The following is a 25,879-nucleotide window of genomic DNA, read 5'->3' as shown; positions in this document are numbered from 1 at the left end:
AGCCTCAACAAAGAGGCCCGAAGGGGAGGCGGGACCGACCGCGCCCCGCTCCCGCACACCGTCTGATAGCACGCTTGCTCATAAACGCGGATGAACCGAAGCCGATAAGTTGGGGAATACAGGAGAGGACCGAGGTGACGAAATCGAATGTGGTTCCGTTCAGAAAGCCGAGGAAGTCCGGCAGCAGGAACGATCGACATCGCTGGCAGGGGAAGTCACCCCGATCGGGACCGAGCCGCCCGCGCAAACCCCTGATCGCGATCGTCTGCGCCATGGTCATTGCTGCGGGAGGCTGGCTTGCCTTCGGGGGTATTAATAAGCTTTCTGGGTTTGTGACTGCGGCCAACACACCAACAGCGGATTCATCGTCAGCGGCATTTTCATTCTGCGGTGCAGATCGCCATGTGAACTGCATCGTCGACGGCGATACGTTCTGGTTCGAGGGAGAGAAAATCCGCATCGCGGATATCGACACGCCGGAACTCAGCCCGCCGCGCTGCGAGGCGGAAAGGATCAAGGGCGAGGCCGCGAAAGCACGCCTGCGGGCGCTGCTCAATGCTGGCAAGTTTTCGCTTTCAGCCGGGTTGTGCGACGAAGACAAGTATGGCCGCAAGCTCCGTACCGTGACGCGGGCAGGGCGCTCGCTTGGAGACACCCTCGTCAACGAGGGCCTCGCCCGGCGCTGGGACGGCGCTCGACATGGATGGTGCGGCTGAGAGCCGCGAGAGGATCGTCACCATGGGGCGGAGATCGTGTGCGGGCTCCGTGAGCACCGCGAATAGAGCCGTGCGCCGAAGGCGTCCCGCCCAAGCCTGTCATGACATTTCCGATTTCATCACCGATGTGAATCGATCCACCCCGACCGATTCAAAAGTGTCGTTGGACGCGATTCCCGCGATCGGCGATTCTGATCTCATGATCGCGCAACCCTACCATCTCTATGTCGAACGCACGGATGTCGCGAAGAACATGGCACGCTACTACGCCATGTCGATCGAACCGAACCTCTTTGGCGATGTTTGCCTACTCAGGAAGTGGGGCCGCATTGGCGCGAAGGGTCAAATGATGGTCCATCATTTCGGGCGGGAAGAGGAAGCTGTCGAACTGTTTCTCGATCTGCTTCGACAAAAGCGCAAACGCGGTTACCGCCCGCGCGCCTCTGTGGCAAATTGGGAAAGGCCCGCCGAAGCGGGCCAAGAGGGCGTTTCAGCGACGCCGGTCCCAGTCGGTCTCGAGGGACACTTCGATCTCGACGAAGAAGGGGATCTTGATCACGAGCTTCAAGCCGAGCTTGCCCTTGCGGAAGAAGTGGCTGATCACCTTGCAGAGAGTACGGAGCCGACGGCCGGTGGCGGCGAGGAATTGAGCGAGCTGTTGCATGTTGTTTCTCCTTTCGAATTGCGGTCATCGCGGGGATAGTCGGCAGACCGGAAAGGAGGGACGCACCGAAACGAATGTGGAGGACTTGCCGGCGACTGAATTTTGATCCGCGAGGAGCAGCAGTGCTGTGGGGAAAATTCTGGCGGCGGCAGGTTGCGTCGTGACGAACGGGCTGCAACATCCCCGATGAGAGATGACAGCAGGATCGAAAGGAAGAGGCTCAACTGGTCGCCATCGCTACGATCGCGATGCCTCCTCGACATCCCTATTGAGAGGCGGCTCTCGCCGCCCCTCGGATGAAACTGCACCGCAAGACTGATTATGATTCTGCGTGATCGTCGTAGCTGATACGGGACGCATTTACCGGGGTGCCGGTTTCCCGCGTGATCGCCGTGATGATCGGCGCAAGTGAGCCGAGTTCGTCGTCAGTGAGCGCGATCAGCTCCGGATAGTCGATATCAACGCCGGTATAGTCCGCCGTCAAAGCGATGGCCCAATCGCCGCCGTTGATGCGATATTCATGCGTGTCGAAATCGAATTCGAGATCGTCCAGCAAGTTGATAGTAAAGCGCCCGAATATCTCGGCCTCCCCCTCCAACTGATAGTCGGCGAACTCCTCGCCTCCGGTGAGAACGCTCCGCTCCAGCGCCATGATGATCCGCACGCAGCCAATTGCTGCCTCCAGTCCTTTGATCAGGCGATCGTGGAGCGCTCGCGAGAATTCGCTGTCGCAACCGATGCGGTTTGCGAGGACGACGAGACGGAAGCCTGAAAGCTTGGCGTAGAGCATGATGTTCTGATCGGTTGTCATGATGTGATCTCCTTCGTTGATGACGGAGATCGGCCACTCTGTAGCAAAGAGGGGTCAAGGACCGCGGGACGCGGCTCGCAAGCGGGGGAACCGATTTTTCCAGAGCCTGGCGGCGGAAAAATTGGGGGAGACCGCGCCGTCCTTGACGCCGGATTTGCTGGAGTAGAATGGGAGGTCATAGAGAGAAGAGACCCGCGGACCCGTAGGGGACGCGACCGTCTCCGGCGGGAGCCGGGGGGAGCGTTGAGGGGTGAAATCCCTGACAGCCGGGAGGCCGGTCGAGCCGGCGGACCGGCTCAAATAACAGGAGGAACGAGCCGCTCAGAATGGCGGCTCGGCTTCGACGGCGCCCTCCTGTTCGGCAAGCATGACGGCCAGATCGGCCTCGGCGAGTTGGAGCTCCGCCTCGATTTGACGCCGCTCGGCCGCGCCCCATGCGTTCCTCAGTTCGGCACGCAGTTCCTCGATGTGCTGTTCGATCGTCATCGTCTCATCTCCTTGAGTTCGTGAAAGACGACGACGCGGGGCGGGACGGGATGGCGGGGTCAGGGATCGCGAACGCGACCGCCAGCGGCGGCGAGTGGGGGAGCCGATTTTGTTGGAGCGGCGGGAACCGAAGCGGAGGCAAAATTGGGGGTTGACCGCTCGTCCTTGAGGCCGCCATGCCGGCACGGCATACTGGAGCGCTATGAGCAGACATTTCCGGTTCCGCATGGCACCAGGAAAGCCGGAAGCGGGCTCGATGCCCGCTCCCGGCTTCTCTATTCGGCCGCTTGGCCCCGCCTTGGCGAGCGGGGCCTCGTCCGGATCTCAGTCCCGGTTGGGGCGGGACCAGATCAGCTGGTAGCCGTCCTCGCCTTCGACTTCGGTGAGGGTTGCGTAGATCGGAGCGGGGAAGCTCGGGTCGTCCAGCTTGACCGAGAGGTAGTCGCGGTCCTGCTCGGAGCGCTTCTGCCAGGCCGCACCGAGCTCGACGTTGCCGGCGTAGATGCGGTAGTGCGGTCCCTTGTCGGAGGGGTTTTCGATGCGGGCGATGCGGGCCTTGACGTTGAGGGCAAGCGTGCGGATCGAGCCGTTGAAGCCGGTTTCGGTGGAGGTGAAGGTGCCGATCGTTGCCATTGTGGTGTTCCTTTCGTTGGTTTCGGGCCGCGCCCTTCGCGGCCTCGATGGCTGTCGAAAGGACCGGGGACGATCGGACCGCACCCCCGGGGTCCCCATTGCGCATCGCGCCGTGGGGTGGCTTGCCGGGCCGCAATGAAATGGAGGGCGGCCGGGAGGAACTTTGTTGCTGCGCGAGGAATGCGGCACGCCGGGGTCCCCACTCGGCCTGTCGAGTGGGGTTGCGTCCGCAGGGGAAGAAAGTTTCGGATGGCCGTTGCGGGAGGACGATCGAGGCGACGCCGGTCTCCGGTCAGACATGCCTCATCGAGCCCGCGAATGGAGCCCCGCTATATCAGGCAAAGGCACGTGGCAATGGCGGCTGCGCACAATTGGACCATAGCTCCGATTTCGGCTGATCGGGGGACGCTTCGCTCCGGCGTCAGCTTAAGCCGTACCAGGTCCCACGACCGGCTCCGTGGAGGGTCAGATGTCCCTGCTCGGTCAGCGCCCGAAGATGATCCTTGACGGTGTTGCGGCTCGCGCCTGTCGCTTTGGCCACATCCATCACCGTGACGCGCCCGCGCTCACGCGCCAGTTCGAGGATCGCGACGGACAACTCCGGCAGGTCGCCGAGGAGAATGCGCTCACGCTCGATCTTGCGCTCGAGACGCTGCTTCTGGCGTTGCAGGCTCCGCAGGAAAAACTCGACCCACGGATTCCAGTCCTGTTGGTCCGTTCGTATCGTGCCCTGCGTTCGGCGAAGCGCGAGATAATAGGCTTCCTTGTTCTGCTCGATAACACTTTCCAGTGAGCTGTACGGCACATAGGAATAACCCGCCCGAAGAAGCAGCAAAGTGGTCAGAGCGCGCGACAGTCGGCCATTGCCATCCTGGAAAGGATGGATTTCCAGAAAGACGACGACGAAGACAGCGACGACGAGTAGAGGGTGAAACGTGCCATCCTTCTCCTGAGCTTGTTGCCAGGCCACTAGTTCCGACATTCGGCCCGGCGTATCGAAAGGGGAGGCTGTCGCGAAGACGACGCCCAGACTTCGTCCATCCTCGTCGAAGGCTTCGACGTTGTTGGCAAGGGTTTTCCAGTTTCCCCTGTGTCGTTCATCTTTGACCGAGTGCGCGAGCAGATCCCGATGCAGTTGGCGGATGTGATTTTCGTTAAGCGGGATTGCGTCGAAGGCGGAGAAGATCGTCTCCATCACCTCGGCATAGCCGGCAACCTCCTGTTCGTCTCGGCTGGAGAACGAGCCGATACGGAGGTTCGAGAGCAGCCTTTCGACCTCGCGGTCGCTTAATTTCGCGCCCTCAATACGTGTCGACGATCCGATGCTTTCGATCGTCGCAACCCGCCGCAAGCTGGACAGCCGATCGGGTGCGATGCGACCAAGCGCTCGCCAGGCGCCTTTGAATTCGTCAATCTCGGCGATCAACGACAGGATCTCAGGCGTGATACGCAATTTGGAGAGATCGAGCGCCGTCATCCATTTTCCCATCCGTTTCCATCCAAATGGGGTATGACATAGCGAGATCCATTTTTCCATCCAATTTCATCCAATATGGAAGAACGAACGGGAAAAAGCCGCGGCACGAAGGAGGTCGCCCTGTTGTCGGGAGGAGGCCCCGCCTTGGCGAGCGGGGCCTCGTCCGGATCTCAATCCCGGTTGGGGCGGGACCAGATCAGCTGGTAGCCGTCCTCGCCTTCGACTTCGGTGAGGGTTGCGTAGATCGGAGCGGGGAAGCTCGGGTCGTCCAGCTTGACCGAGAAGTAGTCGCGGTCCTGCTCGGAGCGCTTCTGCCAGGCCGCACCGAGCTCGACATTGCCGGCGTAGATGCGGTAGTGCGGGCCCTTGTCGGAGGGGTTCTCGATGCGGGCGATGCGGGCCTTGACGTTGAGGGCAAGCGTGCGGATCGAGCCGTTGAAGCCGGTTTCGGTGGAGGTGAAGGTGCCGATCGTTGCCATTTTCGTGTTCCTTTCGTTGGTTTCGGGCCGCGCCCTTCGCGGCCTCGATGGCTGTCGCAAGGATCGGGGACGATCGGACCGCACCTGATAAGGCCGGAATGGAATGGAGGGCGGCCGGGAGAAACTTTGTTGCCGCGCGAGGAATGGCGGCGTAGCCGCCAGGGGAAGAAAGTTTTGCATGGCCGTTGCGGGAAGACGATCGAGGCGAAGCCGCTCCCCGATCAGACATGCCTCATCGAGCCCGCAAAGGACGTGGCCTATGCCGACGGGTCAAGAGGAACACGCTGATGGCAACCTGCCACCGCCTCACCCAGCGGAACATTGCTGTGGTCGAACCGTTTCTCTATCGCAATGCCAGAGCCGCAATTCGGTGGCGACGGACCGGCCAGAGTGGGAGTTGCCTCCAGTAATCAACCCGGTATCGTGTGCTCGCGATTCGTCGCCTGGAGGATACATGCGTCAGCAGACAAAGCCGTTTACCGTCGAAATCAAGCAATCCCGAAAGCTCAAACCGACCGACCGCAAAACCTCGATCTGGGGCAAGCTGGACCTGACACCAGATCAGGGCGCGCTCAAGCAGAGAGAGCCGAGAGAGGTGTCGGCCGTTGGCGGATGCAACGACCGACGCTGATTTTTAAGCCGCGACTTTCTCATCAGCTGCATCAGGCTGCAGATCGTGCAGGAAGGTGACTGCCCTCTGCGCATGAGCGGCCGCCTGAAAAATCGCCCGCCTGTCTTCGGAAAGCACGGCGAGCCATGAGGCAAGGTACGACGCGTGATCGGGCCGTGGCTCGAGCTCCGGTACGATTCCAAGGTCGGCGCATAGGAAGCAGCTGCCGAGCTCGGCAATGAGTTCCTCGCGGGCGCGCTCGCTCTTGTCCTTGGCATAACGGCTGAGATCGCGGCCCACGCGCCGCGGGTTCGCGGTCCAGTGCGTTGCCTCATGACTCAGCGTTGCCGTGTAGGAAGCCGCATCGCGGAAGGTCTGGAACGGCGGCATCTGGATATGGTCGGTCACCGGCGAATAGTAGGCTTGCGTCCCGCCATGGCGGATAACGGCGCCGGTGTTGCGGAAGAAGCGATCGGCATTCTCTATCCGCTCGACCGGATCGAGAGTCGGTTCCGGACGATGGTAGTGATGGTCCGGCAGACCGTCGATCTGGTCCACATTGAACACAGAATACGCCTTCAGGAAAGGGATCTCCCGGTCGACCTCCTTGCCATTGCCGTCGGTTTCCGATTTGGTGAAGCGGCTCGCGAACACCACAGTCGAGCCGGTTTCGCCCTTGCGAACCACGGCTCCGAGCTCCCGGTCGGGTAGCGGGGCAGCGTCGCCGCTGCCCCGCCCCCTCAGAACCGTGCTTGCGAGTTTCCCCGCACACGGCTCAAGCAAACCGCTTGCGATCCCGTACACTCCTCTCCGCAGCAAGAGCCTGGAGATGGCAGTAGAGGTGCATGAGGCGCTGATTATCGAGCGTGCGTTTCCCACCAAGGCGAGGTGCCGTGATGTGGTGAACGCACAGGGCCTCGTCGTTGTGCAGGGTCTCACCGCAGCGGAAGCACATGCCTCCTTGTTCTTTGGCGAGAGCCTGTTGCCGACCGGAAAGCTCGGCATGCTGACGCGATCTTCGCCGCACCCAATAGTCTCGGAGGGCTGGATCATCTGGCGATGCGCCCCCTTTCACAAGGATATGTCGAACGATCGGGGTCCACGCAAACTTGATGAGACGACCGCCGTCTCCGGCAGCATCGCCGAAGACCCAGTAGTCCATTCTCTTGGGGTGTAACTTACCCCAGTATTTGCGCGTGACCCAGTACCATGGCTTTTGCGGATGTGTCTTCCGCGCCCAACGGACCTCTTTGCCAAAGATCCAGCTGTCGAGTTGGGCGAATAGCCGTTTCGATACCACGCTCCGGTAATAATTGCTCCAGCCTCGAATGATCGGGTTTAGCCGAGTAAGGACGGTGACTATGTTCTGACCGTCCAGTCCTCGCCATTCCCGTATCATCCTGGCTTTCAGCGATTTCACCGATTTCCGGGAAGGCTTGATCAACAGCTTCCAGCCCCATCGGGTTTCCGGACTCCGATATTGGCGGATGTTGAAGCCGAGGAAGTCGAACCCATCGGATAGATGCACTATCCGCGTCTTCTCGTCTGAGAGGACAAGGCCCCGCGCTGCCAGCCAGGCGGATAGTTCCACCCGAGCCTGACACGCATCTTCTTCGCTATCGCAGAAGACGACAAAATCGTCTGCGTAGCGGATCAAACACCGCTTGCCGACATTGTCGCCGCGGGTGATGTATTTCACACCAACCGCGGCCTCCATGCCGTGCAGGGCGATGTTGGCGAGCAGAGGACTGATCACGCCACCTTGCGGCGTACCACTATCGCTGTCGTGAAAGACCCCGCGCTCCATGTACCCCGCTTTCAGCCACTGACGAATGAGCTCCTTTGCAGGGAACCCTTCGATGGCGTTGAGCAGGAATTCATGGTCGATGTTATCGAACGCCCCTTTGATGTCAGCATCGAGAACCCATCGGCGGCGGCGCACTGGTGCGGCGACATTGTAGATTCTCGCTATGGCATCGTGGCATCCCCGTCCCGGCCTGAACCCATAGCTGCAAGGCTCGAAGCGTGCCTCCCAGAAGGGTTCGAGCGCGTTTTTCACCCGCGCCTGCAAAGCTCGGTCACGGATGGTTGGGATTCCAAGGGGGCGCAGTTTCCCGCCTGCCTTCGGAATATACACCCTACGCGCTGGCGCTGCTCGCCACGGCTGAACCGACATGAGGCTGTCGGCCAACTCGTTGCGAGCCTCGACGGTCGTCGTGACGATGCCGTCTACGCCAGCAGTGTATTTTCCCTTGTTCTCCTGAGTGACCTGTCGCACGCTTTTCAGCGTGTTTGAGTAACTCCGAAGCATCAGGTTCTGTAAAGAACGCACCTTGGCAAGGTCGTTCTCACGGGACGCCCGGAAGATGCGCTGTCTCAGATTGCGGACGCGCCGATTGACTTGCCGCCAGTTGACGGCATTCCAGTCGGTCTGTCCCTTGGTTCCGTTTGCAGAAGAATTCCGCACCTAACTTTTCCCTCGGTTAGCAATCATCACAACGTCTTCGGGCGGTTCACCAAACCCACGTCAGCAGCCTTTCGGCTTGAGCATTGCTCTATCCGGCAGGTTATGGATTCCCTTGATCTTTCGATCTGCCGGCATTCGCTTCTTGGGTCTTCCTGTTCCCGCTGGGCATTCAGCTTCCCTTGCGGTCGGCCTACCGGCGTTGCCACCGGTTCCCATCGGGGTTTCCGTGTTCCACATGAAGGAGATGCGGTCGGGGCGGGCGCTCTCAGTACGCCGGGGCGCGGTGTTCGCGGTGGGGCCAAGCTCACCCCAGTTCGCATTTGCCCAGCTCGGCCGTGTCAACCAACGGTTACGGCCTTACTACCTCACGGCGCGTTTCGATGAGAATTCACTCGCGTTCGCCCTTCCGACCTTCGCCTCGCCCGACAAAATGCGTTGGCTGCATTTCCATCTTGGGCTTTCATTCCCGCTTCACACCACGCCGTTACCGACGTCGCATGGGGAATGTGGCGACAGAGTTGAACACTACTCATGGACCCATGGGGTCACTCCTTTCATGCGACTTTCACGTCGCACCGCTTGCTTGAAGGTCATCCACACCGGAGAGGCGAAACCTCTCGCCATCCCCTCGGACCATAGAAGGAGAACGTTCATGCCCGAATAGGGCTGCCCGTTGTGCCGTAGCGGCCGCGTAATCCTGCCTTGAGTGTTGGCTACGCTCCACGGCTTCATCCAGGGACGAACCCCTTTTTCCAGATCGGCAACGATCCGGTCGGTGATCCTCGTGTAGATATCGCCGCGTTCGCCTTCGGTTTTCCTGTTCATGTCTCAAACCTCCTATTCCGAGCCGCGCCTATCGCGGCCCGTCGCGGAGGTCCGAGGGCAGGAGCGGAAGGGCTTGGAGCGCACCGGAACGGCCGAAACAGCGTGGAGGACGGCGAAGCCGTTGCACCTCACAAGCCGGGCTCCTGCAGGACCGCCGACAGGGACGGGCCGCGATAGGCCGGTTCCTCATTTCCTTGCCTGTTTTTCCCCTGGGGCAGCGCGACATGCGGAAAGGCCGGCCCCTCTTGGGAGCCGGCCGATGGAAGCTGGAAAGATGAGGGTAGGGCGGCACGTGGGCGCCGCCCGGGCCGCTTTACCCGAGGGCGGCCATTTGCGCTTCGGCCGCCTTGCGGTCGAGATTGGCGCCGGGGTTTTCGACCGGGCGATCGAAGGGCTTCCAGGTCTCGCCGACGACCTGCTCGTAGGCTGCGACGGCGCCCTCGGCCGCCATCCTGAGCGCATGAGCCTGGACACCCATGTCGGCCGCGAACTCGCGCTTGCGCTGGGCGGCGCTGTCGTAGCCAACGGGACCATCGAGATCCTCGTCGCGGGCATCGTTGGACGCCTTCGCCGTGGCGTCGCGGGCTTCTGTGACCGCACGAGAGTAGAACTGCCCGGCGCCATGTGCCGATCCGACGAAGGCGCCGACGATGCGCTGGAGATGGATCTGCATCGCCCGTTCGCCGAGGCCCTCCGCCAGGCTGTCGGCGGTCTCATTGATCAGTCGCTCATGCAGGTCGCGGATGCCGTCGCTGTCGACCAGTGCGGTTCCGAAGCTTTCGGCGATCTTGAGCGCCTGGGCGCTGTCGGGGCAGGTGAGGCGGACCATTTCGAGGGTCGCACCCTTGCGGAGTTGCACGACGCGGGCGGAAGAGCGGTTGGGGGTCGCGGGCTTGGCCATAACGGTTTCCTTTTCGGTTTGGTCCGAAGCGGTTCCGGCCCCGTGCCGGTCTGCCCTTCGGTGCGGTCAAAAGGAACCGGCGAGGGACGGGCGATTTCACAGGTCCGGAGCGGCTGAGCGAGCGGAGCGGGCTTGCGACCAAGCGGGGGCACCCTGCGCGGGACGCGGGTTCGCTTTGCGCAGCGAGGCTGTTTTGGCCGCACCGCGGCGCGAAAGCGGCCTTGAAACGACCGGCCGCCGGTTCAGACCGCAACGAACACGAAGGGCAGGCCGGCACGGGGCTGAGACTCTCCCCGAAACCGAATGTGGGAAACGATGGCCATCCTCGCAATGCCTCTCACCAATACGCGGGCACACTCCGCAAATGCGCTGCCGGCGGCTGCCTCTCACGCTGCCTCTCGCCAAACCGCGTCACCGAGCTTCAGCCGTAGCGTGGTGATGGCACGGTCCTGACGCTCCAGTTTCCGGATGAGCGCCTCGAGTTCGCCGCGACGTTCGAATGACAGGCGATCGAGGTGATCCTGAAACAGCATCTCATCCGACCGAGTCCATCGTGAGCCGGAGCGCTTGTGCGTGCGGTTTTTGGCTTTCGCCTTTTCGGTCACGGCCAGGCGCTCAGCGCGTGTGGCAATCTGCCGATGGACGAGATCGAGATGATGGCGCGTCTGACGACGCGCCGCCTCCATGCGGGAAAGGAGCACCCACGGACTGATCGGGGTCATGTCCCGGTCCTCCGCCACTGCCAGCCGATGAAGTCCGAAGGACCGTCATAGACGGCGTGACGTTGTTCATCGATGACGAAGCCGAACGGCCCGCGGGTTGCATATTCGGCGCTCGGAACAAGAAAGCGCCGCTCGTCGGCACGTTGGTCCCGCATGCCGCCGCGCGTGGCGACCACCTCCGTCATATCGGCATAGTGGCTGGAATAGATCGCCGAGACGACGACCCAGTCGCCGGCATGCCTGCGCTCGAAGGCTTGCCGGTCCTTCGTCCAGGATTGGCCGGACCCGAGTTCGCGCCCGTGGATCTCTTCCCATGCGGTCGGCCAGCTGTTGCGGAATGTCTCGTCCGCACCTTTGCGCTCGTATGAGGTGAAGAGCTCCGGGAAGGAGAGGGCGACGATGGCCCATTCGGCATCCTCCTCGTACCAGTGCGAGGACTTTCGCAGCAACGGGGAGACGCGAAGATTCCGTTCGGCCGACAGATGAAACCCGCCATGGCCAGCCGTCATATGGGACACGATCCCCTCCGCGTAGACGGTCGCAAGCTGCGACGGTCCCCAGGGCGTACTGGCCGTCATGCGGGTCTGGATCCGCCTCAGGGCGGATAACTCGCGCTTGTGCTGGGCCGTCTCGAAGACCCGGGCGCGAAAAGCCGCCTCATCCTCGAGGCGGCCATCGTGACCGTAGAAATCTGCGCGCGTCAGCTCGGAAAGCGGATGGACGAGCCGCCAAGCGCTCGCGAGGAAGCTCGCGCCATCGCGCGCCGGCATCATTGCCAGATGCGTATCGCCGATCCGGGCGACCGGAAATCCGTCGGCGCTGACGCCGAATTCCACGTCCAAATCCTCTAAAGCCGATACCGGCTCATGCTGAAGTTCTGAGGTCCTCATGCGGCGGCCCTCCCTTCGACCTGAGCAGCCGCAACCTCGTCGGCGGTCACCTCTTCGAGCACGGCGTTCGGATAGCCGTGTTCTTGCAGCCAGACCGCGGCCGCCTCGCGATTGTCCGCGAGATGGACAAGTTCCGCGTTCGAACCGGCGCGATCGAAGACGCGGATCGAACCGAGGGCGGGGCGCTCGAGCACCTTGAAGGTGAGATCGGAGTCGAGGCCGAAGGTTCGGTGAATGCGCATGACGATGGTGTTTTTCCCGCCGAAATCCGCCTCATGCAGTGTGAAATAGCCAGGCGAGTTGTAGTTTCCGGAGCGCGGACCCTCCTTGCGGATCAGCCGGCCCTTGCTGTTGCGCGTCTGCCAGGCCGCGAGCTTCTTCTTGAAGCGCTCGGGCGGGCGGGGTGTGCCATCGGACCAGGCAATGATGGAGCCGATCGGGACGAGATCGTAGATCAGGGACGCAGACATTGGACATCTCCTTGAAATTCTGCGGTGTTCATGGAAACGAACCGCCGCCGGTGATGGCCGGCGGCGGGGGATCGATCGGAAAAGATGGGAGGGCTTCGGCTATTCGGCCGCGATGCCGTAGGCGGTCTCGACCGCGTCGTCGGCGCCGTCACCGGCTTCCGGATCGGCGACAGCAAAATCGGCCTCCTCGCCGGCGACGCTGCCGTCAGCAAGTTCGCCTTCGAGGCGATCCGTTGTTTCCTCGGAGGTCACCGTATCGTAATCCTCCACGACCTCGCCCTGCTTGATCAGTTCGGCGAGATCCTTCGGATCGGGGGCAAACAGGGCGGCCGGATGGACGAAATGCCCTTGCTTGAAGTGCTCGACCAGTGCGGCACGGGTCTCGCGGACCCTCGGGCGGGGGAGAACCGAGGTGCCCTCGCACGAAGCCTCGAGCGCCTGCCGCGACAGGCAAAGCAGGAAGTCTTCTGTGCCCATGTTCGGGAGGTATCCGTCCGCGCCGATGGCGTCGCCGGCTATGCGCGACACGATGCCGCTGTTCGACATGCCTCGGCGGCACGACAGCACATCGACCAGCATCGAGCGGGTGGAAACCCGCAAGGTGTCGCGGTCGAAGGCGAGCTTGCCGTCAGCGTCGAGCAACCGAGCCGCATGGCGGGCGAACCGCTTCGCGCCGAAGACGTGGTCGTTTGCCCCGGAGTCAACCCGGACATTCATGCCGGCAAAGGCGAGGACAAGGAGGGCCATCAGCGTGTCGTCCTCGATCGGTGCGCGGGCGAGCGCCTCGTGCAGCGCGTCGGTCCTGAGGTCGCCGATCATATCGAGGCCCTTCTGCGTGACGTCGGGACGCTGCTTCGGCCCGTCGATCGCATCCTCGCCAGCGGTGTCGCCACCTCCGACGACCGCTCCCTTGCCCTTGGTCTTCTTCTCCTCGGGCATCCGGTAATGCACGGTTTGAACCTTGCCGTTCCGATCCAGATACATGGCGGTGTGGTCACCCTTGCCGGGCTTGCCATAGACGCGGCTTGCCTTTTGCGGCAGCTTCACCTCGCCCCATTGAGAAACCTCGGCGATCATTCCCTTCTTGGGCAGATTGTTCGTCATCCACTCCTGCTGGGCGCCGAGATAGGCTTCGACATTGGTGGTGTAGCGGCTGTCCTCGTCCGCGGGAGCGAACAGATCCTCGATCCATTCGATGCCGTAGGCTTCTCTGAGATCGTCACCGAAGCTCGCATCCTTGGCATACATCCGGGTCTTGCTCAGCGCGTTGGCAATCTGCCACCATGCGGCGGGCTGGCCCTTCTTCGGCTTCTGCGCCTTCCAGACCTCCTTCTGCTCATCGAGGTGTGCTGCCGCGATCGTGCGGAGCTGCTGCTCATTCGGCATGTCGCCGAACGCCATCTGGTCGAGCATCGCCGGTAGGACGTTGGCGAGCAGGCGCAGCTTGCGGATTTGCCGGACGGGCAGGGCGAGTGCCACCGCAATTGCTTCCTCGGTCCAGTCGAGTGCGACCAGGCGTTCGATGCCGCGCCACTGGTCGACCGGGTTCAGCGGTTCGCGCGCAATGTTCTCGACCATCGACCGCATGGCGCCATTGTCGTTTGCGGCTTCGACGACGAGCACCTCGATTTCCTCGAGGCCTGCGGCGATGGCCATGCGGGTGCGACGATGACCGGCTTCAATGACGTAGCCGTTCCCACCACCAACTTCGGGAAAAATGACGGGCGGCTGGATGATGCCGACGGCCTTGATGGTGGCGAGCAGCAGCGCATCGGCCTGCGGGGTGGATTTGGATTGCCGGGTATTGTCCGGATTGTCCTTCAACGAGCGCGGATCGACCTTCATGATATGCATGGGATTTTCCTCTTCCGGGATGCGGGGACGCGGCCTCTTGCCGGTCCTTCCTGTCTTCATCTCTTTCCGAAGACACTTTCCGAACCGCAGGACGGGCGGACCGGCGCAACTGCGGCCGAGCGTCCCTGCTTCGAAGGACAAGCGGGGTGCCTCGCGCCCTGCGCGGGACGAGTGGCCGGGATGCGGAGGCGGCGGTTGAGCGCAAGCGGCGACGGGACGACCGATCTGCGACCGGTTCTCCTCCCGGATTTTCCTCTATCTTTTCCCCACAACGACAAGCTTGATTTGACACCATTAAGGTGTCATATAAAGTCATGGAGAAAAGGCGCCCGACATACGATCTCGAGGCCGTTAAAGCTGTTTTGGGGTCGATTTCGACGCTTGCCATCACGACGACGGCGCTGCGGGATGCCGCCTCATTGGGCTACGACCGCGCCGGCATCGTCGCGACCATCGACACCATCGAGCGCCGTATGTTCTACAAGTCGATGACAGCGAACGCAGACCATCGGGTATGGCAAGATGTTTATCATGTGCCGGTCCCCGAGCACGGCATGGTGCTTTATGTGAAATTCCAGGCGGACGTGATCACGGAATTCCGGATCATGTCATTCAAGGAGAGATGATAATGGCGGTTGCAGCAAATATACTGCCCGAAACGATGATCTCACCGGAAACCGGAGAGACGCTGCGCCGGGACGTCCGACCGTTTGTCGTGACCTACAAGGGCAAGAGCAAAACGGTCGACCTGCCGGGATATTATCCCGATAGCGGCGACGAAGGTGTTCATGTCGGCAACGACATGGAGGCAACGGACGCGGCCTTGCGGGCGTTGAAGGAAGAAGTTGAAGGCATTCCCTCTCCGTCGACAATCCGCAGAGTGCGCAAAAAACTAAAACTGTCGCAACGTGAAGCAGGCGGCATCCTGAAGGTTGGTGAAAGCGCGTTCGACAAATACGAGCGCGGCTTGGTCGAGCCAAGCGGCCCGACCAGCCAATTGCTGCGCCTTCTCGACCGGCATCCGGAACTCATCGAAGAGTTGCGGCAACAGGCAAGCTAAGCGGCAACAGCAGCGGCTTCGTCCGTACGCCTCGCATCATCGGCGAGGGCCTGATCGATGTCGCGGAGCTGTCTGCGCTTCTCGGCAAGTTCATCCGCAAAGGGGAAAACGCCGCCTTCACGCGAGCGATAGGAGGCAAGCCGCCGACGCGCTTCCTCCAAGCGGTGGCGATAGCGTTCCCGCTCCTCGTCGAACCCGTCGAGCGCGTGCTCGAGGCGGGACACGGCGCCGAGCGGCGTCACCGTCACCGCAAGATCGATCTCGTAATCCGCGCCGGTGCGCTGGAGCGTGGTGAGGTAACGATAGCCATCACCCTTTCCGAAGCGCTCGCCCTCATAGACAAGATCGAAACCCCCAATGCTCGCCAGATGAACCTCACCCTCCTGCTGCAGTTGGAGAAGAGTGAGGATTTCCTTCATCAGCGCGCGGCCGGCATCCTTGCGCTCCTGGTAGGCTTTGCCGAGAACGGTCATCGCGAAAGCGTCGCCGGTAGTCGGCACCAGCCGGCCGATATCCTGGCCGATCTCCGCGATGCGGCGGGTCGAGACCTCGATGTCGCCTTCCGCATCGCGCATTTGCCGGCGGACCGCATATTGGTCGTCGTCATGGGCGGCGCGCAGCCGTTCCAGACGGGCGACATCGGCCTCCAGTCCAGCCTTCTGCATCAGCCGTTCGTCACCGGAAGCGATGGCCTTCGCCATGGCGAACTGGTTGGCTTGCCCTTCACCGAGATCCTCGAGCCGGCGGATCGATGTATCACCGCTGAGCGCTGCCGCGATGAAGCGGGCCTTGCGCTCGTTGTTCTGCCACATGGAAGCATCGAGCGACCCTTCCGTGGCATAGGCGAAGATATCGACCACGTCATGCTGATTGCCCTGCCGGACAATTCGGCCCTCGCGTTGCTCGATGTGAGACGGCAGCCACGGGACGTCGAGATGGTGCAGCGCTTTCAGACGGAGCTGCGCATTGACACCCGTGCCCATTGTCTCGGAACTGCCGATCAGGAACCGAACCCGGCCGGCGCGCACATCACCGAAGAGCCGCTGCTTGGCCTCGGTTTTCTTGAAGTCCTGCATGAAAGCGATTTCGCAAGCGGGAACACCGAGCCGCACGAGCTCGTCGCGGATCCAACGGTAAGCCGAAAAGCCGCGGGTCTTCTCGACATTGATGGTGCCGAGATCGGAAAAGATCATCTGCGCCGCACCTGGCAGCTCGTAAGCCTTGCCGTCCGGGCGAATAAATGTGGCCTCGCTGGTCTCCTGCCAGATCCGGAAGGCGTTGCGGACGAGGAGGTTGAGCTTGTTGTCCTTTTCGTTATCGTTTACCGGGATGACGAGGCGCAAATCGATCGCCGCATGGCGGCCGTCGGTGATGACCGAGAGCAGGATATCGTCGCCGGGCTGTGCCGGTCCCTCGCGCATCTCGATCGCTTTGATACGGGCATCGAGGATCTGCTGATAGGCCTTGAAGGCCGGCGTCGGTTTAGCGGTGAGGATCTGCCGCCGGCCGGTGGAGATATCAGGCACCCTGACGAATTCGCGAAGATCCTCCGGCATGACGACATCGGCGAAAGCGCGGAACATCGCGATCAGTTCCGGAACATTGACGAAGCTCGCGAACCGGCTGACCGGTTTGTATTTGCCGGAGGGCTGTATTTCGAGCTCGGTCGTCGTGTCGCCGAAGCACGATGCCCAGGCGTCAAACTCGTGCAGACCGCGCTCGGCAAGCGCTTCGTGTCCGAGCAGGCGTTGGATCGAGAACATCTCGCCAAGCGTGTTGGTGATCGGCGTGCCGGAAGCGAGCACCAGCGCCCGGCCGGGATTCTTGGTTTCGATGAAGCGGGATTTGACGTAGAGGTCCCAGGCGCGCTGCGAGCCGTTCGGATCGATACCCTTCAACGTCGACATGTTGGTCGCGAAGGAAAGCTTCCGGAACTCCTGCGCCTCGTCGACAATGATCTGGTCGACACCGATTTCCGAGATTGTGAGAAGATCGTCCTTGCGAGTCGCGAGGCCCTCCAGGCGTTCCTGCAGACCCTCTTTCAGTCGTTCGAGGCGCTTGCGCGAGACGCGATCCTCGCTGTCGACCTTGGTCAGCAGATCCTCATAGAGTTCGAGCTCGTCGTGGATCATCTGCTGTTCAAAGGCCGACGGCACAGCGATGAACCTGAACGCCGAGTGCGTGATGATGATCGCATCCCAGGTGGCGGTCGCCGCCCGGCTCAAGAATCGCGCCCGCTTGTCCTTGGTGAAGTTGGTCTCGTCCGCCACCAGGATGCGGGCATTGGGGTAGAGGGCGAGGAACTCACGCGCCGCCTGCGCCAGGCAATGGCCGGGCACGACCAGCATCGCCTTGGCGATCAGACCGAGGCGATGCTGTTCCATGATTGCGGCCGCCATCGTCATCGTCTTGCCGGCGCCGACGGCATGCGCGAGATAGGTCGAGCCGGACGAGATGATCCGCCAGATGCCGCGCTTCTGGTGCCCATAGAGAACAAAGGCGCCTGAGGCGCCAGGAAGTTTGAGATGCGAACCATCGAATTTGCGCGGCGCGAGGTTGTTGAACCGGTCGTTATAGACCCGCGCCAGCCGGTCGGTGCGATCCGGGTCGGTCCACACCCAATCCTGGAAGGCCTGCTTGATCTTCTGCAGCTTGTCGCGCGCGGCTTCGGTATCGACCACGTTCAGGACGCGCCGCTCGCCGCCGGCGTCCTTGAAGACGTCGAAGATCTGCGGAACGCGGCTGTTCAGTGCGTCGGCGAGCAGTTCACCGGCATCACGGCGGCTGGTACCCCATTCGGATGTACCGGCGGCACTGTAGCCAAGCTGCCGCGCCTCCACGGTCCAGTTGCCAAGCTCCGGCATATGGTGGATCCTGATGTCGGCGCCCATCCTCTCCTTGACGAAAGCCACGACATGGCTCGCCGGAATCCACGGCGCACCCAGACGTGCGGTGATGTCGGAGGGGCGAAGGTCGCCGGGCTGTACGGCCCGAAGCGCACGAACGTTGCGCTCATAGGCTGGATCCAGTCCCGCGGCCGCTTCAGCGACAGCGAGCTTGGTGCGGACCGGGCCGGCGAGATAGGCGTCGGCCGTCTGCCAGGACCCGTCGTCAGGATCCCGGAAGATTGAATCGCCGAGTTCATCGACGACCGCATCGGCATGTCTGTGCAGCAGTTCGGCGATATGCTCGATATCGACGCGACCACGTTCGTTGAGGACAACAGCGAGTGCATCGGCGGCGCTGGTGATTACCGGCGGGGCAGGGGGCGAAATCACCCGTTCGGAAAAGATCGGGCCGGGCTTGGCCGTGTCGGTGTCGAGATCGTAATCCTCGATTGAGGCGACCAGCCAGCAATCGGGGTCGTCAAGAAAGGGCTGCAGGTTCGGGCGGCGGTGCGTTTCGCGCACCTCGCCGGTTTCGGGATCCTCAGTGATGCTGACGGTGGTGTGGTTGATCGGCCCGAAATCGCGCACGAAACTCGACCAGGCGATTCGTAGGCGAACCTGCAGATCGCGCCACGGCCGATCCTGTTCCTGGGCCTTCAGCACATCGCGCACGGCGTCGCGGATCGGGATCAGTTTCTTGATGATGCGGACGTGCTTTTCCGGCATGCCGTCGCCGGTGCGGCCCTTGCGCACCTGGACTTCGACCGGCGCGCCGTCGACCATCTGCATGAGACCGCGTCTGATGTCGATGAGGAAGCTACCCTCCCGGACCTGTCGACTGTCGGGGCGAAGGTCGACGATCTCGCCGAGCTCGGTCTCGAGGTCGATGTCGATTTCGGTCGGCTCGCCGTCATAGCGGCCCTCGGGAAGCAGGAGGATCGCCTGCTGCAAAGCCGCCTCAAGGTCCTCGCCGGCACGCGGTCGGCAGGTGTAGGTCTCGCCAAAGGGGCCGGAGGTCAGGGCATGATCGCCAAGCACGAAATCAGGATGTCGCGCAAACCAGCGGTTCACCCGAATTGCGCCGTCGTCTTGCGTCGCCGGTCGCACCTCCTCAAGGGCGAGCCAGGAGAGGTCTCCCTCAGCCTCCCCGGTCTTGCGCTTGCGGAAGAAGAGCAGGTCAACCACGACGTCCGTGCCGGCATCGCGGCGGAAGGTGCCCTCCGGCAGGCGGATCGCGGCGATCAGGTCCGCGGTTTTGGCGATGTGTTCGCGTGCTGTCGCATCCGCCTTGTCCATCGTGCCGGCGCTGGTGACGAAGGCGCCGAGCGCGCCGGGTTTCAGGAGGTCGATCGAACGGGCGATGAAATAGTCATGCAGCCGCAAGCCCAGCGAGCGATAGGCCCGGTCGGATCGGACGGTCCGGTCGGAGAAAGGCGGATTGCCGATGGCGAGATCGTAAATCGGCGCCAGATCGGCGCGCGCAAAGTCGCCGTTGATGATCCGCGCCTTCGGCTGTAGCAGGCGGACGATCCTGGCGGTGACAGGGTCAAGCTCGATACCGGTGAAGAAACTCCGATCGCGCAATGCTTTCGGCATCAGCGCGGGGAACAGGCCGGTGCCGATGCCAGGCTCGAGCACCCGGCCGCCACGCCAGCCAAGGCGCTGCAAGCTCGCCCAGATGGACCGGATGATGAACTCCGGCGTGAAATGCGCATATTGCGTGCAGCGGGCAAGGGACGCGTAGTCTCCCTCCGAAACCGCACTCTGGAGCGAAGTGCCAAGCTCGCTCCAGCCGGCGCGGAAGTCAGGCTCGCCCGGACGACGGAATATCGTGTTCGCAAGTTCCGATGCGCCAAAGCCTGTAAAGCGGATCAACCGCTGCTGCTCCTCGCGAGTGGCCGGCCGGTCCTGCTTCTCGATGTTGTTTGCGATCAGGATCGCCGCGACATTGATGCGCGCCCGTTCCTTCCACGTCGCCGCAAGAACGCGATCGGCATCGTCGAGGTAGAAGTTGGACCGGCCGCCCTGTCGCCGCGGCGCCGGACGCTTTGCCGTCGCGACCGGCAAGGCCGGGGCAGAAGAGGGCGGTGTCGGTTCGGGGTCGTCGTCATTGGCAGCAACGGCATCGAAACCGCCAAATGCTGTGACGCCGCCGAGGCCAAGGCCGGACGACAGCGCGCTGCTGCCGAACATGTCGAGAGTGAAGGGATCGTTGCTCATGAAGTTCTCCTCGGGAAAGGCGAGCGTCATCACCCGCGGAAAAGCTCGCGGGATTGAAGTACGCTCTGGGTTCAGGGATTGGTGGCCTGACGGGGGCCGGTGGTCTCAGTGATCAGGACTTCGCGATCAGGGTGAGCTGCATCGAGTCCTGATGAAATGCGATGCGAAGGTGCGTCGCCTCTGGAGCCGCCGCCATCATCGGTTCCAGCTGTTCCGCGTCGATGAAATCGACGCCGTCGTCGCCGCCGAATGTCCGGCGTTTGACGTCGAACCAGTCGTCATTGGTGCTGGGATCGCACTCCTCGGCATAGACGACCAAGGGCTTGGCGCCATCGAGCAGCTTGCCGTTGGACATCAGATAAACGCCGTGATCGCCGACGAGCCAGAGGCCCGGCTTCTCGTCCTTGCCAGGGCGCAGGCCGTAATAGAGATCACGAAAGCCACCATTGGCCTCCGCATCGGCCCGACCGCGGGCAATCACCGCGCGGACGGATGTGAGCGGGAAGGAAAGCATGGCGCGACCTCCTTCATGCGGCGATCGGCGAGGGGAGGTGGCGCAGTTGCACCGGCAGCTTGGCTGCGATTTCGTCGTCGGAGAGATCGTCCAGCAGCTTCAGGGTGCTGCCCGTCTGGCCGCCGTAAAGCATGATCGTGCGCTTGCCACGCGACTCCTCCGGCCAGCGCTCGCCAGCATAACCACGATAGTCGTCCGCCGTCATACTCCAGATATGCTCAAGCCGTTCCTCGCGCGACATGGCGCGCACCGGCCGGCTCTCGCGCTCGATGATTTCGACCCGCATGCGTTCAACGGCCTGGCGGTCGGAAAGATCGCAATAGCCATGGAAATGCCGGATGACGCCGTCGATCCGCAGCGCAAAGAACACCGATGTCACCGATCCTGTCAGAAACTCGCGCATCGCAAACATCGATCCACGGATCCAGAGCGGCGGCAGGATTTCGAACATGTAGTCATGTTCGGTATCGGCGATCTCGAACCATTCGCCGGCATAGAGCGGGGCAGCGTCATCCTCCCAGCGGTTCGGACGCTGGGCGTGACGATCGAACATCCGGTACATTTGCTGGCGTGAGGCGACGCCCTGGAAGACTTTGCGGATTGCGGAAGAGGGATTCATCTGCGGCTCCTTCGGAGTGGTTCCGGACCGAAGTGCGGCACTGTCCTTCCGACCTTGCCATCCTCTTCAGTCCTTCATGACACCTTCCGGGCCGCCGGCATCGCGACCGGCCGGGTCAAGGGCCGGCTCCGCCGGGCGAAGCCTCCCTTGACGCGGGCGAAGCGAATGCGGCACGCCGCCTTCCTTCCTCTCCCTCCTTTCTTTCTCCCTGATTTTCAGGGCCTCGTTCCAGTCGTCCGCCGGCGGGCGAAGGCGCGACCAGTTGCAGCCGACGTCGTCAGCGAGCGCCCGTAACCGCTCGGCAAACATCTCGCCTTGCGGATTGGCGTCTGTCGCCGCAACTAGCAGAGCCTCGGGCCGCGATGCCATCTGCCGCAGCGCCGCCTCCGTCGACGGCGACCATCCGCCGCCGGTGCTGAGATAGAGCGTTCCATCCCGCAACCCCTCGATGGCGGCGAGGCTCATGGCGTCGATCGCAGCTTCCGTGACAGCCAGGCGCAACGCCGTGTCCTGCCCCAGGCGGAAGAGAACCTTTGTCCCTCCGGAGGCAAAACCGCGATACTCGGGACCCCGCGCCTCCCAACCGGTGACGGCTCCGGCGCTGTCGGTATGCGCTGCCCACATGCTGGCATATGGCCCCTCGCGCAGACGATCTTGCCGGATCGCGGCGCGAAGCAAAGATGCCGGCAGGAAACGCTGACCATCGAGATAAGCCCAGGTCGACGAACCGGGCCATGGACGGCGGCGTGTTTGCCATCGCTCGGATAAAGAGAGGTCGTAGTCTTGCTCTATCTTTGGAGACCGCCATTCCGGTTCCGTGATCGAAATACCGACGAGCGCGGCAACACGTCCGGCGCATTCGAGAAAGTCGACATGGTCGAGATGCGCGACGAGACCGAACACGTCGCCCTTTGCATCGCTGAGCGGATCGAACCATCCGCGCCCCTCATGGGTGACGATGACGATCTCGCTCCCCCGTCGAAACTTCACTGCCCGCCGCGTGCTTTCCTTCATATCGATGGCGAAGCCCGTCTGCTCGAGAACGGCAGCACACTTCACCCGTTCGCGGAGCGCCTCTATTTCTCTTCTGTCCATGCCTCTTCTTCCTCGCATTTCCTTGCCCGTCTCTTCTCGGGCACGCTTCCACCAGCCGCGAAGAGCAAAGGCCGCCAGGGCGCGGCTGACAATTGTCGGATCATGCAATGCCTGGGTCGGCCGCGGCGAAGCCTCCCTTGCGGCCTGCCGCTCGCAAGCGGCACTCAGGAACGGCGGCTCAATGAGCCGCCCATGGGAAAAATTCATGGACGATCTCCAGATCGTCGTCGGCGTCGATTTCGTCGGACGGAAGGACGCCGTATTCGCCGTCGACCGTGAACAGAGTGACCGGGACCATCAGGTCGCGGGAAAGCTGGAAGGCGTGGGACTGGGCGAGAGAAAGATCGTGCGACATTTGAAGTGGCTCCATCGGGAGCGGGCCAATTCCCGCTCGATGGCTCCTCACAAGGCCCGAGGACGGGCGCGATCACCGCGAGGCGAAGCCGGAGCGGCCGCAGCTTGCTAGCGGACCCCCTGCGGGTTGATCGTGGAAGATCCGGCACCGGGCCAGGACGCCATCCAAAAGAGCGGGATTGGTTTGCTCCAGCTGGAACGCTCTGTCGGGTACGGCATTCGCATTTGAGCCAGACGCTTCCCGCGGCTCTCGGCAACAAGATCGCTTCCGTTTTCAAGTCAAGAGCGGGCGTCGGGAGTGATTTGCCCCTCAATCGGGGTTAGGGAGGTTCGCCTTCTGGAGCGCCTCCGCGATCGATTTTGCCTCCAGCGTGCGTAAAGCACTTCGCAGGCAGTTTTCGATATCAACAACGCTCTTACCCTCGAGGGATGCGATCTCGGCGACGGTTCTGCCTCGATAAATCCATCGGATGCAGCTCTTTTCAAGCGGCGAAAGTATCCATTCCTTCATGACAAAAATCGCGGTTGGTTGCGCCGTGGTCGGCGGAGAGCGTGGCACCGAGTGCCCTCATCGAAACATCGGTGGAGGTGAGTTGGCGACGCCCCAACAAAAAGAGCTGCCGCCGGGACCTGGTCGACGGCAGCCAAGGTGCCTCGGAAAGTCGAAATCTCTTCTTCGCTCCTTTTCATGTAACGTTATAACATCTCGCATAATGCGATTTATGGAACTTGTTGTACTCTCGGAGCTGGACAGCCTGGAGATCACGCGATCATCCTCTCTTCGAAACTCGCCCGCGATCGAAGGGTGAGGCCGCTCACGGCAACCTTTAGAACTTGTGACCTGCGCAGGATCTCTTGCACGGTTTTGTTCCAATCATCCACCAGATGAGCGTTTTCTCGAGTCATCTTGTCAATGTGATCGACGGCTGCGTTAACGCCGCGCAAGCCTTCCGCCTGATGATTTGAGCCGACGGAAATTTCGTGGACAATTTGCGCAATTTGTTCGAAGCGCGATGCGATGAGCTTCAGAGTCGTTCCAGCTTTCGCGACTAGCTCAACACCGTGCGCAACCTGCCCTCCCGAGGTCGAAATAAGGTTATTGATCTCCTTAGCCGCGCTTGCCGAGCTTTGGGCGAGCGAACGAACTTCGGCAGCGACCACTGCGAATCCTTTTCCGGCCTCTCCGGCCCGCGCTGCTTCAACGCCAGCATTCAGCGCCAGAAGATTAGTTTGGAACGAAATTTGATCGATTGTTGCTATAATTTGCGACATTTGCGACGATGACCCCTCGATCTCGCCCATCGCAGCGACCGCATCCTCGACGACCGCTTCGGATTGCTTCGCCTCCGTTTGGACTGACCGGACAACCTCGTTGGCATTGGAGGCTCCGGCCGCGGTCCGCCCGATCGTAGAGGTAATTTCCGACAGTACACCCGCGGCCTCCTCGACAGAAGCTGCTTGTTGCTCAGTTCGCCTCGCCAGTTCATTAGAGATGGCGGTCATTTGAGCGGCGGTCTGGTTTACAGCGACGACCGTCTCGACGACGGAAGCGACCGTTTGTTCCAATGCCTCAACCGCGTCATTAAAATTTGTCTTCAGATCCTCGTACTCAGCTGAAAGAATCTGGTCGATCCGGATCGTTAGATCGCCCCTGGACAGATGGACCAGCCCGTCACGAAGTACTGACAGGGCTCGGCGCTGCTCAATGCTGGCAGCCTCGAATGCCAGTTCCGTCGAGCGCAAGCGATGATCAGTATCATCGTGTAATCGCCTCTGTTCATTTTCAAGAATTTCGCGCTCATCCAGGGCTTTACGGAAAAATGCCAGCGCCTGAGCCATTGAACCGATCTCATCTCGCCGCGTGAGACCGGGAATTGCGATCGTTCGATTGCCTGTGGCCAGACCCTGCATCGCGTTCGTGAGCCTAACGATCGGGAATGCAACACGCGACTGCATCCACGCGAATGCGCCAATGCACAAACTGGTCACCACAGCCAAACCGACTACAAAGAATAAGTTAGCCTCTTTGGCTGCTCTCGTGCCTAAGACAACAGCGGATGATGAGTTTTCTTTCTGGTATCGCTGGCCCCTTTTTATCGCATCTCGAATCCCTTTCAGGTAGGGCTGCGATTGGCCGAGCAGTAGGTCATGCGCTCCAGCCGAGTCGCCACCTGAAAGCATTCCAGCCAGAGGCGCTGTGAATTTTATGTAAGCGTCGTAAGTGAGGGAAATGTTATCGGAGTTCTTGGTTTCATCATCACCGACCGCCAGCGCTCCGTACTCCTTAATGGAGTCAGACATATCGAGCAGACCGGTTTCGAGTTCCCGTTCGGCCTTTGTGCGATCATCCTCACCCGAGAGAAGAAGCTGCAATTGACGTGACCGTACGGTCTCGAAGCGGGCGGCCAGCATTCCAAGGCTTTGTGCGGACGGGAGCCATTTGTTCGCTATCAACGTCGCCGTCGCGTTCACGGCGTTTAATCGATCCAACCCCGCGACACCCAGACCAATGGTGCTGAGAAGTAGCAACCCCATGGCCATCCCGACTTTTGCACGCATCGATAGCGAGATGGTGGTCATCGGCTTTGTCAGGCACTCAAGAAGATATACTTTCATCACGCACCCCCACGTATTGATATATCGATATACTGACGATGACCAGTAAATTTTCATTGAACCGTCACATCGAAATGGCGTGCGTCGAAATTGCTTATGACTGGGATCATGAGTGCTGTCGGAAGGTTGTTGAGGCCAGAACCAAGCAAGGCACAACCGTCTCCTGACGCAAATTTCTCGATATACAGTGGGAGGAATTCGCAAATCGCGTCCAAGGCTTCAACGAGATTACCCGCCAGGAGATCTACGAAGATCGTTCGCCTTGCGAGTGATCCTCGATGATACGCTCCAACCGAATTATCGCACCGTACTTTTGCTGGAAGCGTTTATCGGCGAGCCTATGGGCGAACAAAGTGGGGACTCAGGCCGTATTCTCAATATGTGCCTTAATTCAACATCGAAGCGAGGGCTCGGGGCCTATACGCAAATCGTGATGCGCTGGGCGCGCATTAAGATCAGAGCCGAGAAAGGCGTCGCATCAGTATCGCGGGAACGAAGCCACCGTCGC

23 protein-coding genes and 2 pseudogenes are annotated in these 25,879 nt (G+C 61.6%); 5 read left to right on the top strand and 20 right to left on the bottom strand.

The features are described from left to right. Positions 1–272: 272 nt before the first annotated feature. Complete coding sequence (locus tag ACVTFQ_RS32760; RefSeq protein ID WP_193559327.1) at positions 273–716, top strand: thermonuclease family protein; 444 nt, start codon at positions 273–275, stop codon at positions 714–716. 199 nt (positions 717–915) lie between these two features. After that, positions 916–1,164: pseudogene (locus tag ACVTFQ_RS32755) on the top strand (WGR domain-containing protein); the annotation flags it as partial. A 535-nt stretch (positions 1,165–1,699) separates the two neighbouring features. Here the strand turns inward: ACVTFQ_RS32755 and ACVTFQ_RS32750 are convergent. From ACVTFQ_RS32750 to ACVTFQ_RS32730, 5 genes are all read right to left on the bottom strand, one after another. Next, complete coding sequence (locus ACVTFQ_RS32750) at positions 1,700–2,191, bottom strand: hypothetical protein (RefSeq protein ID WP_142859877.1); 492 nt, start codon at positions 2,189–2,191, stop codon at positions 1,700–1,702. Between the two features lie 321 nt (positions 2,192–2,512). Continuing rightward, positions 2,513–2,677, bottom strand: coding sequence for a hypothetical protein (locus ACVTFQ_RS32745; RefSeq protein WP_162854296.1), 165 nt, complete (start codon positions 2,675–2,677; stop codon positions 2,513–2,515). A gap of 324 nt (positions 2,678–3,001) precedes the next feature. Next, entirely contained in the window at positions 3,002–3,310 is a 309-nt protein-coding gene (locus tag ACVTFQ_RS32740; RefSeq protein ID WP_011427435.1) for a DUF736 domain-containing protein, read from the bottom strand. 421 nt (positions 3,311–3,731) lie between these two features. Next, positions 3,732–4,787, bottom strand: a complete 1,056-nt coding sequence (locus ACVTFQ_RS32735) for a Fic family protein (RefSeq protein ID WP_109461990.1) — start codon at positions 4,785–4,787, stop codon at positions 3,732–3,734. A 170-nt stretch (positions 4,788–4,957) separates the two neighbouring features. Continuing rightward, complete coding sequence (locus ACVTFQ_RS32730) at positions 4,958–5,266, bottom strand: DUF736 domain-containing protein (protein ID WP_142913690.1); 309 nt, start codon at positions 5,264–5,266, stop codon at positions 4,958–4,960. Positions 5,267–5,720: 454 nt separating this feature from the next. On the opposite strand from ACVTFQ_RS32730, the gene ACVTFQ_RS32725 reads away from it, so the two are divergent. Next, a complete protein-coding gene (locus ACVTFQ_RS32725; protein WP_162854295.1) occupies positions 5,721–5,897 on the top strand; it encodes a hypothetical protein in 177 nt (58 codons plus the stop codon). 3 nt (positions 5,898–5,900) lie between these two features. Here the strand turns inward: ACVTFQ_RS32725 and ACVTFQ_RS32720 are convergent, their stop codons facing one another. The 8 genes and pseudogenes from ACVTFQ_RS32720 to ACVTFQ_RS32685 form a co-directional block, all read right to left on the bottom strand. Further along, positions 5,901–6,755, bottom strand: a complete 855-nt coding sequence (locus ACVTFQ_RS32720; RefSeq protein ID WP_470424653.1) for an ArdC family protein — start codon at positions 6,753–6,755, stop codon at positions 5,901–5,903. Continuing rightward, the gene (ltrA, locus tag ACVTFQ_RS32715; protein ID WP_113177758.1) at positions 6,652–8,343 is read right to left on the bottom strand and encodes a group II intron reverse transcriptase/maturase; all 1,692 of its coding nucleotides are present in this window, start codon (positions 8,341–8,343) and stop codon (positions 6,652–6,654) included. The genes ACVTFQ_RS32720 and ltrA overlap by 104 nt, the downstream gene beginning before the upstream one ends. Before the next feature lie 573 nt (positions 8,344–8,916). Then, positions 8,917–9,168, bottom strand: a pseudogene (locus ACVTFQ_RS32710) (ArdC-like ssDNA-binding domain-containing protein); the annotation flags it as partial. A 313-nt stretch (positions 9,169–9,481) separates the two neighbouring features. Next, positions 9,482–10,069 carry a hypothetical protein gene (locus tag ACVTFQ_RS32705; protein ID WP_142859631.1) on the bottom strand — a complete coding sequence of 196 codons (588 nt, stop codon included), beginning with the start codon at positions 10,067–10,069 and terminating at the stop codon, positions 9,482–9,484. Positions 10,070–10,455: 386 nt separating this feature from the next. Further along, positions 10,456–10,791: a hypothetical protein gene (locus ACVTFQ_RS32700; RefSeq protein WP_142913689.1), complete on the bottom strand. Its 336-nt coding sequence runs from the start codon at positions 10,789–10,791 to the stop codon at positions 10,456–10,458. Continuing rightward, positions 10,788–11,681 carry a DUF7007 domain-containing protein gene (locus ACVTFQ_RS32695; protein WP_142913688.1) on the bottom strand — a complete coding sequence of 298 codons (894 nt, stop codon included), beginning with the start codon at positions 11,679–11,681 and terminating at the stop codon, positions 10,788–10,790. The genes ACVTFQ_RS32700 and ACVTFQ_RS32695 overlap by 4 nt, the downstream gene beginning before the upstream one ends. After that, positions 11,678–12,151 carry a hypothetical protein gene (locus ACVTFQ_RS32690; RefSeq protein WP_142859637.1) on the bottom strand — a complete coding sequence of 158 codons (474 nt, stop codon included), beginning with the start codon at positions 12,149–12,151 and terminating at the stop codon, positions 11,678–11,680. Before ACVTFQ_RS32690 ends, ACVTFQ_RS32695 begins: the two co-directional genes overlap by 4 nt. 99 nt (positions 12,152–12,250) lie before the next feature. Next, on the bottom strand, positions 12,251–14,005 hold the full coding sequence (locus tag ACVTFQ_RS32685; protein WP_142913687.1) for a ParB N-terminal domain-containing protein: 1,755 nt from the start codon (positions 14,003–14,005) through the stop codon (positions 12,251–12,253). Positions 14,006–14,319: 314 nt separating this feature from the next. Here ACVTFQ_RS32685 and ACVTFQ_RS32680 point away from each other — a divergent pair, with 314 nt between their 5' ends. Together ACVTFQ_RS32680 and ACVTFQ_RS32675 are read left to right on the top strand one after the other, a co-directional pair. Next, entirely contained in the window at positions 14,320–14,631 is a 312-nt protein-coding gene (locus ACVTFQ_RS32680) for a type II toxin-antitoxin system MqsR family toxin (RefSeq protein ID WP_142859641.1), read from the top strand. 2 nt (positions 14,632–14,633) lie between these two features. Beyond that, positions 14,634–15,065: a type II toxin-antitoxin system MqsA family antitoxin gene (locus ACVTFQ_RS32675; RefSeq protein WP_142913686.1), complete on the top strand. Its 432-nt coding sequence runs from the start codon at positions 14,634–14,636 to the stop codon at positions 15,063–15,065. On the opposite strand, the gene ACVTFQ_RS32670 is transcribed toward ACVTFQ_RS32675, so the two are convergent. From ACVTFQ_RS32670 to ACVTFQ_RS32640, 7 genes are all read right to left on the bottom strand, one after another. Further along, positions 15,062–20,173 (bottom strand): DEAD/DEAH box helicase family protein, encoded by a 5,112-nt coding sequence (locus tag ACVTFQ_RS32670; protein WP_142859644.1) that lies wholly within the window; start codon positions 20,171–20,173, stop codon positions 15,062–15,064. The two genes, ACVTFQ_RS32675 and ACVTFQ_RS32670, sit on opposite strands and share 4 nt — an antisense overlap. A gap of 112 nt (positions 20,174–20,285) precedes the next feature. Continuing rightward, complete coding sequence (locus tag ACVTFQ_RS32665; RefSeq protein ID WP_142859646.1) at positions 20,286–20,687, bottom strand: DUF3085 domain-containing protein; 402 nt, start codon at positions 20,685–20,687, stop codon at positions 20,286–20,288. Positions 20,688–20,700: 13 nt separating this feature from the next. Next, positions 20,701–21,306 carry a DUF1419 domain-containing protein gene (locus ACVTFQ_RS32660; protein ID WP_142859647.1) on the bottom strand — a complete coding sequence of 202 codons (606 nt, stop codon included), beginning with the start codon at positions 21,304–21,306 and terminating at the stop codon, positions 20,701–20,703. Between the two features lie 66 nt (positions 21,307–21,372). Next, entirely contained in the window at positions 21,373–22,401 is a 1,029-nt protein-coding gene (locus ACVTFQ_RS32655; RefSeq protein ID WP_142859880.1) for a DUF3991 and toprim domain-containing protein, read from the bottom strand. Between the two features lie 178 nt (positions 22,402–22,579). Next, entirely contained in the window at positions 22,580–22,756 is a 177-nt protein-coding gene (locus ACVTFQ_RS32650; protein ID WP_162854294.1) for a hypothetical protein, read from the bottom strand. 309 nt (positions 22,757–23,065) lie between these two features. After that, complete coding sequence (locus ACVTFQ_RS32645; protein WP_142913685.1) at positions 23,066–23,266, bottom strand: helix-turn-helix domain-containing protein; 201 nt, start codon at positions 23,264–23,266, stop codon at positions 23,066–23,068. Positions 23,267–23,517: 251 nt separating this feature from the next. After that, positions 23,518–25,371: a HAMP domain-containing methyl-accepting chemotaxis protein gene (locus ACVTFQ_RS32640; RefSeq protein ID WP_161991860.1), complete on the bottom strand. Its 1,854-nt coding sequence runs from the start codon at positions 25,369–25,371 to the stop codon at positions 23,518–23,520. Between the last annotated feature and the right edge of the window lie 508 nt (positions 25,372–25,879).

The organism is Rhizobium sp. O111, assembly GCF_055616315.1.
Note: the sequence above shows the minus strand (reverse complement) of the source record. Positions and strands in the feature narration are given on the sequence as shown.

Bases quoted from the DNA above. Each gene is read 5' to 3' on its own strand.
- ACVTFQ_RS32700 (WP_142913689.1), bottom strand. From the start codon at position 10,791: ATGACCCCGATCAGTCCGTGGGTGCTCCTTTCCCGCATGGAGGCGGCG.
- ACVTFQ_RS32760 (WP_193559327.1), top strand. From the start codon at position 273: ATGGTCATTGCTGCGGGAGGCTGGCTTGCCTTCGGGGGTATTAATAAG.
- ACVTFQ_RS32745 (WP_162854296.1), bottom strand. From the start codon at position 2,677: ATGACGATCGAACAGCACATCGAGGAACTGCGTGCCGAACTGAGGAAC.
- ACVTFQ_RS32650 (WP_162854294.1), bottom strand. From the start codon at position 22,756: ATGTCGCACGATCTTTCTCTCGCCCAGTCCCACGCCTTCCAGCTTTCC.
- ACVTFQ_RS32725 (WP_162854295.1), top strand. From the start codon at position 5,721: ATGCGTCAGCAGACAAAGCCGTTTACCGTCGAAATCAAGCAATCCCGA.
- ACVTFQ_RS32655 (WP_142859880.1), bottom strand. From the start codon at position 22,401: ATGGACAGAAGAGAAATAGAGGCGCTCCGCGAACGGGTGAAGTGTGCT.
- ACVTFQ_RS32640 (WP_161991860.1), bottom strand. From the start codon at position 25,371: ATGAAAGTATATCTTCTTGAGTGCCTGACAAAGCCGATGACCACCATC.
- ACVTFQ_RS32690 (WP_142859637.1), bottom strand. From the start codon at position 12,151: ATGTCTGCGTCCCTGATCTACGATCTCGTCCCGATCGGCTCCATCATT.
- ACVTFQ_RS32675 (WP_142913686.1), top strand. From the start codon at position 14,634: ATGGCGGTTGCAGCAAATATACTGCCCGAAACGATGATCTCACCGGAA.
- ACVTFQ_RS32730 (WP_142913690.1), bottom strand. From the start codon at position 5,266: ATGGCAACGATCGGCACCTTCACCTCCACCGAAACCGGCTTCAACGGC.
- ACVTFQ_RS32740 (WP_011427435.1), bottom strand. From the start codon at position 3,310: ATGGCAACGATCGGCACCTTCACCTCCACCGAAACCGGCTTCAACGGC.
- ACVTFQ_RS32695 (WP_142913688.1), bottom strand. From the start codon at position 11,681: ATGAGGACCTCAGAACTTCAGCATGAGCCGGTATCGGCTTTAGAGGAT.
- ACVTFQ_RS32750 (WP_142859877.1), bottom strand. From the start codon at position 2,191: ATGACAACCGATCAGAACATCATGCTCTACGCCAAGCTTTCAGGCTTC.
- ACVTFQ_RS32680 (WP_142859641.1), top strand. From the start codon at position 14,320: ATGGAGAAAAGGCGCCCGACATACGATCTCGAGGCCGTTAAAGCTGTT.
- ACVTFQ_RS32705 (WP_142859631.1), bottom strand. From the start codon at position 10,069: ATGGCCAAGCCCGCGACCCCCAACCGCTCTTCCGCCCGCGTCGTGCAA.
- ACVTFQ_RS32645 (WP_142913685.1), bottom strand. From the start codon at position 23,266: ATGAAGGAATGGATACTTTCGCCGCTTGAAAAGAGCTGCATCCGATGG.
- ACVTFQ_RS32735 (WP_109461990.1), bottom strand. From the start codon at position 4,787: ATGACGGCGCTCGATCTCTCCAAATTGCGTATCACGCCTGAGATCCTG.
- ACVTFQ_RS32660 (WP_142859647.1), bottom strand. From the start codon at position 21,306: ATGAATCCCTCTTCCGCAATCCGCAAAGTCTTCCAGGGCGTCGCCTCA.
- ACVTFQ_RS32665 (WP_142859646.1), bottom strand. From the start codon at position 20,687: ATGCTTTCCTTCCCGCTCACATCCGTCCGCGCGGTGATTGCCCGCGGT.
- ACVTFQ_RS32685 (WP_142913687.1), bottom strand. From the start codon at position 14,005: ATGCATATCATGAAGGTCGATCCGCGCTCGTTGAAGGACAATCCGGAC.
- ACVTFQ_RS32670 (WP_142859644.1), bottom strand. From the start codon at position 20,173: ATGAGCAACGATCCCTTCACTCTCGACATGTTCGGCAGCAGCGCGCTG.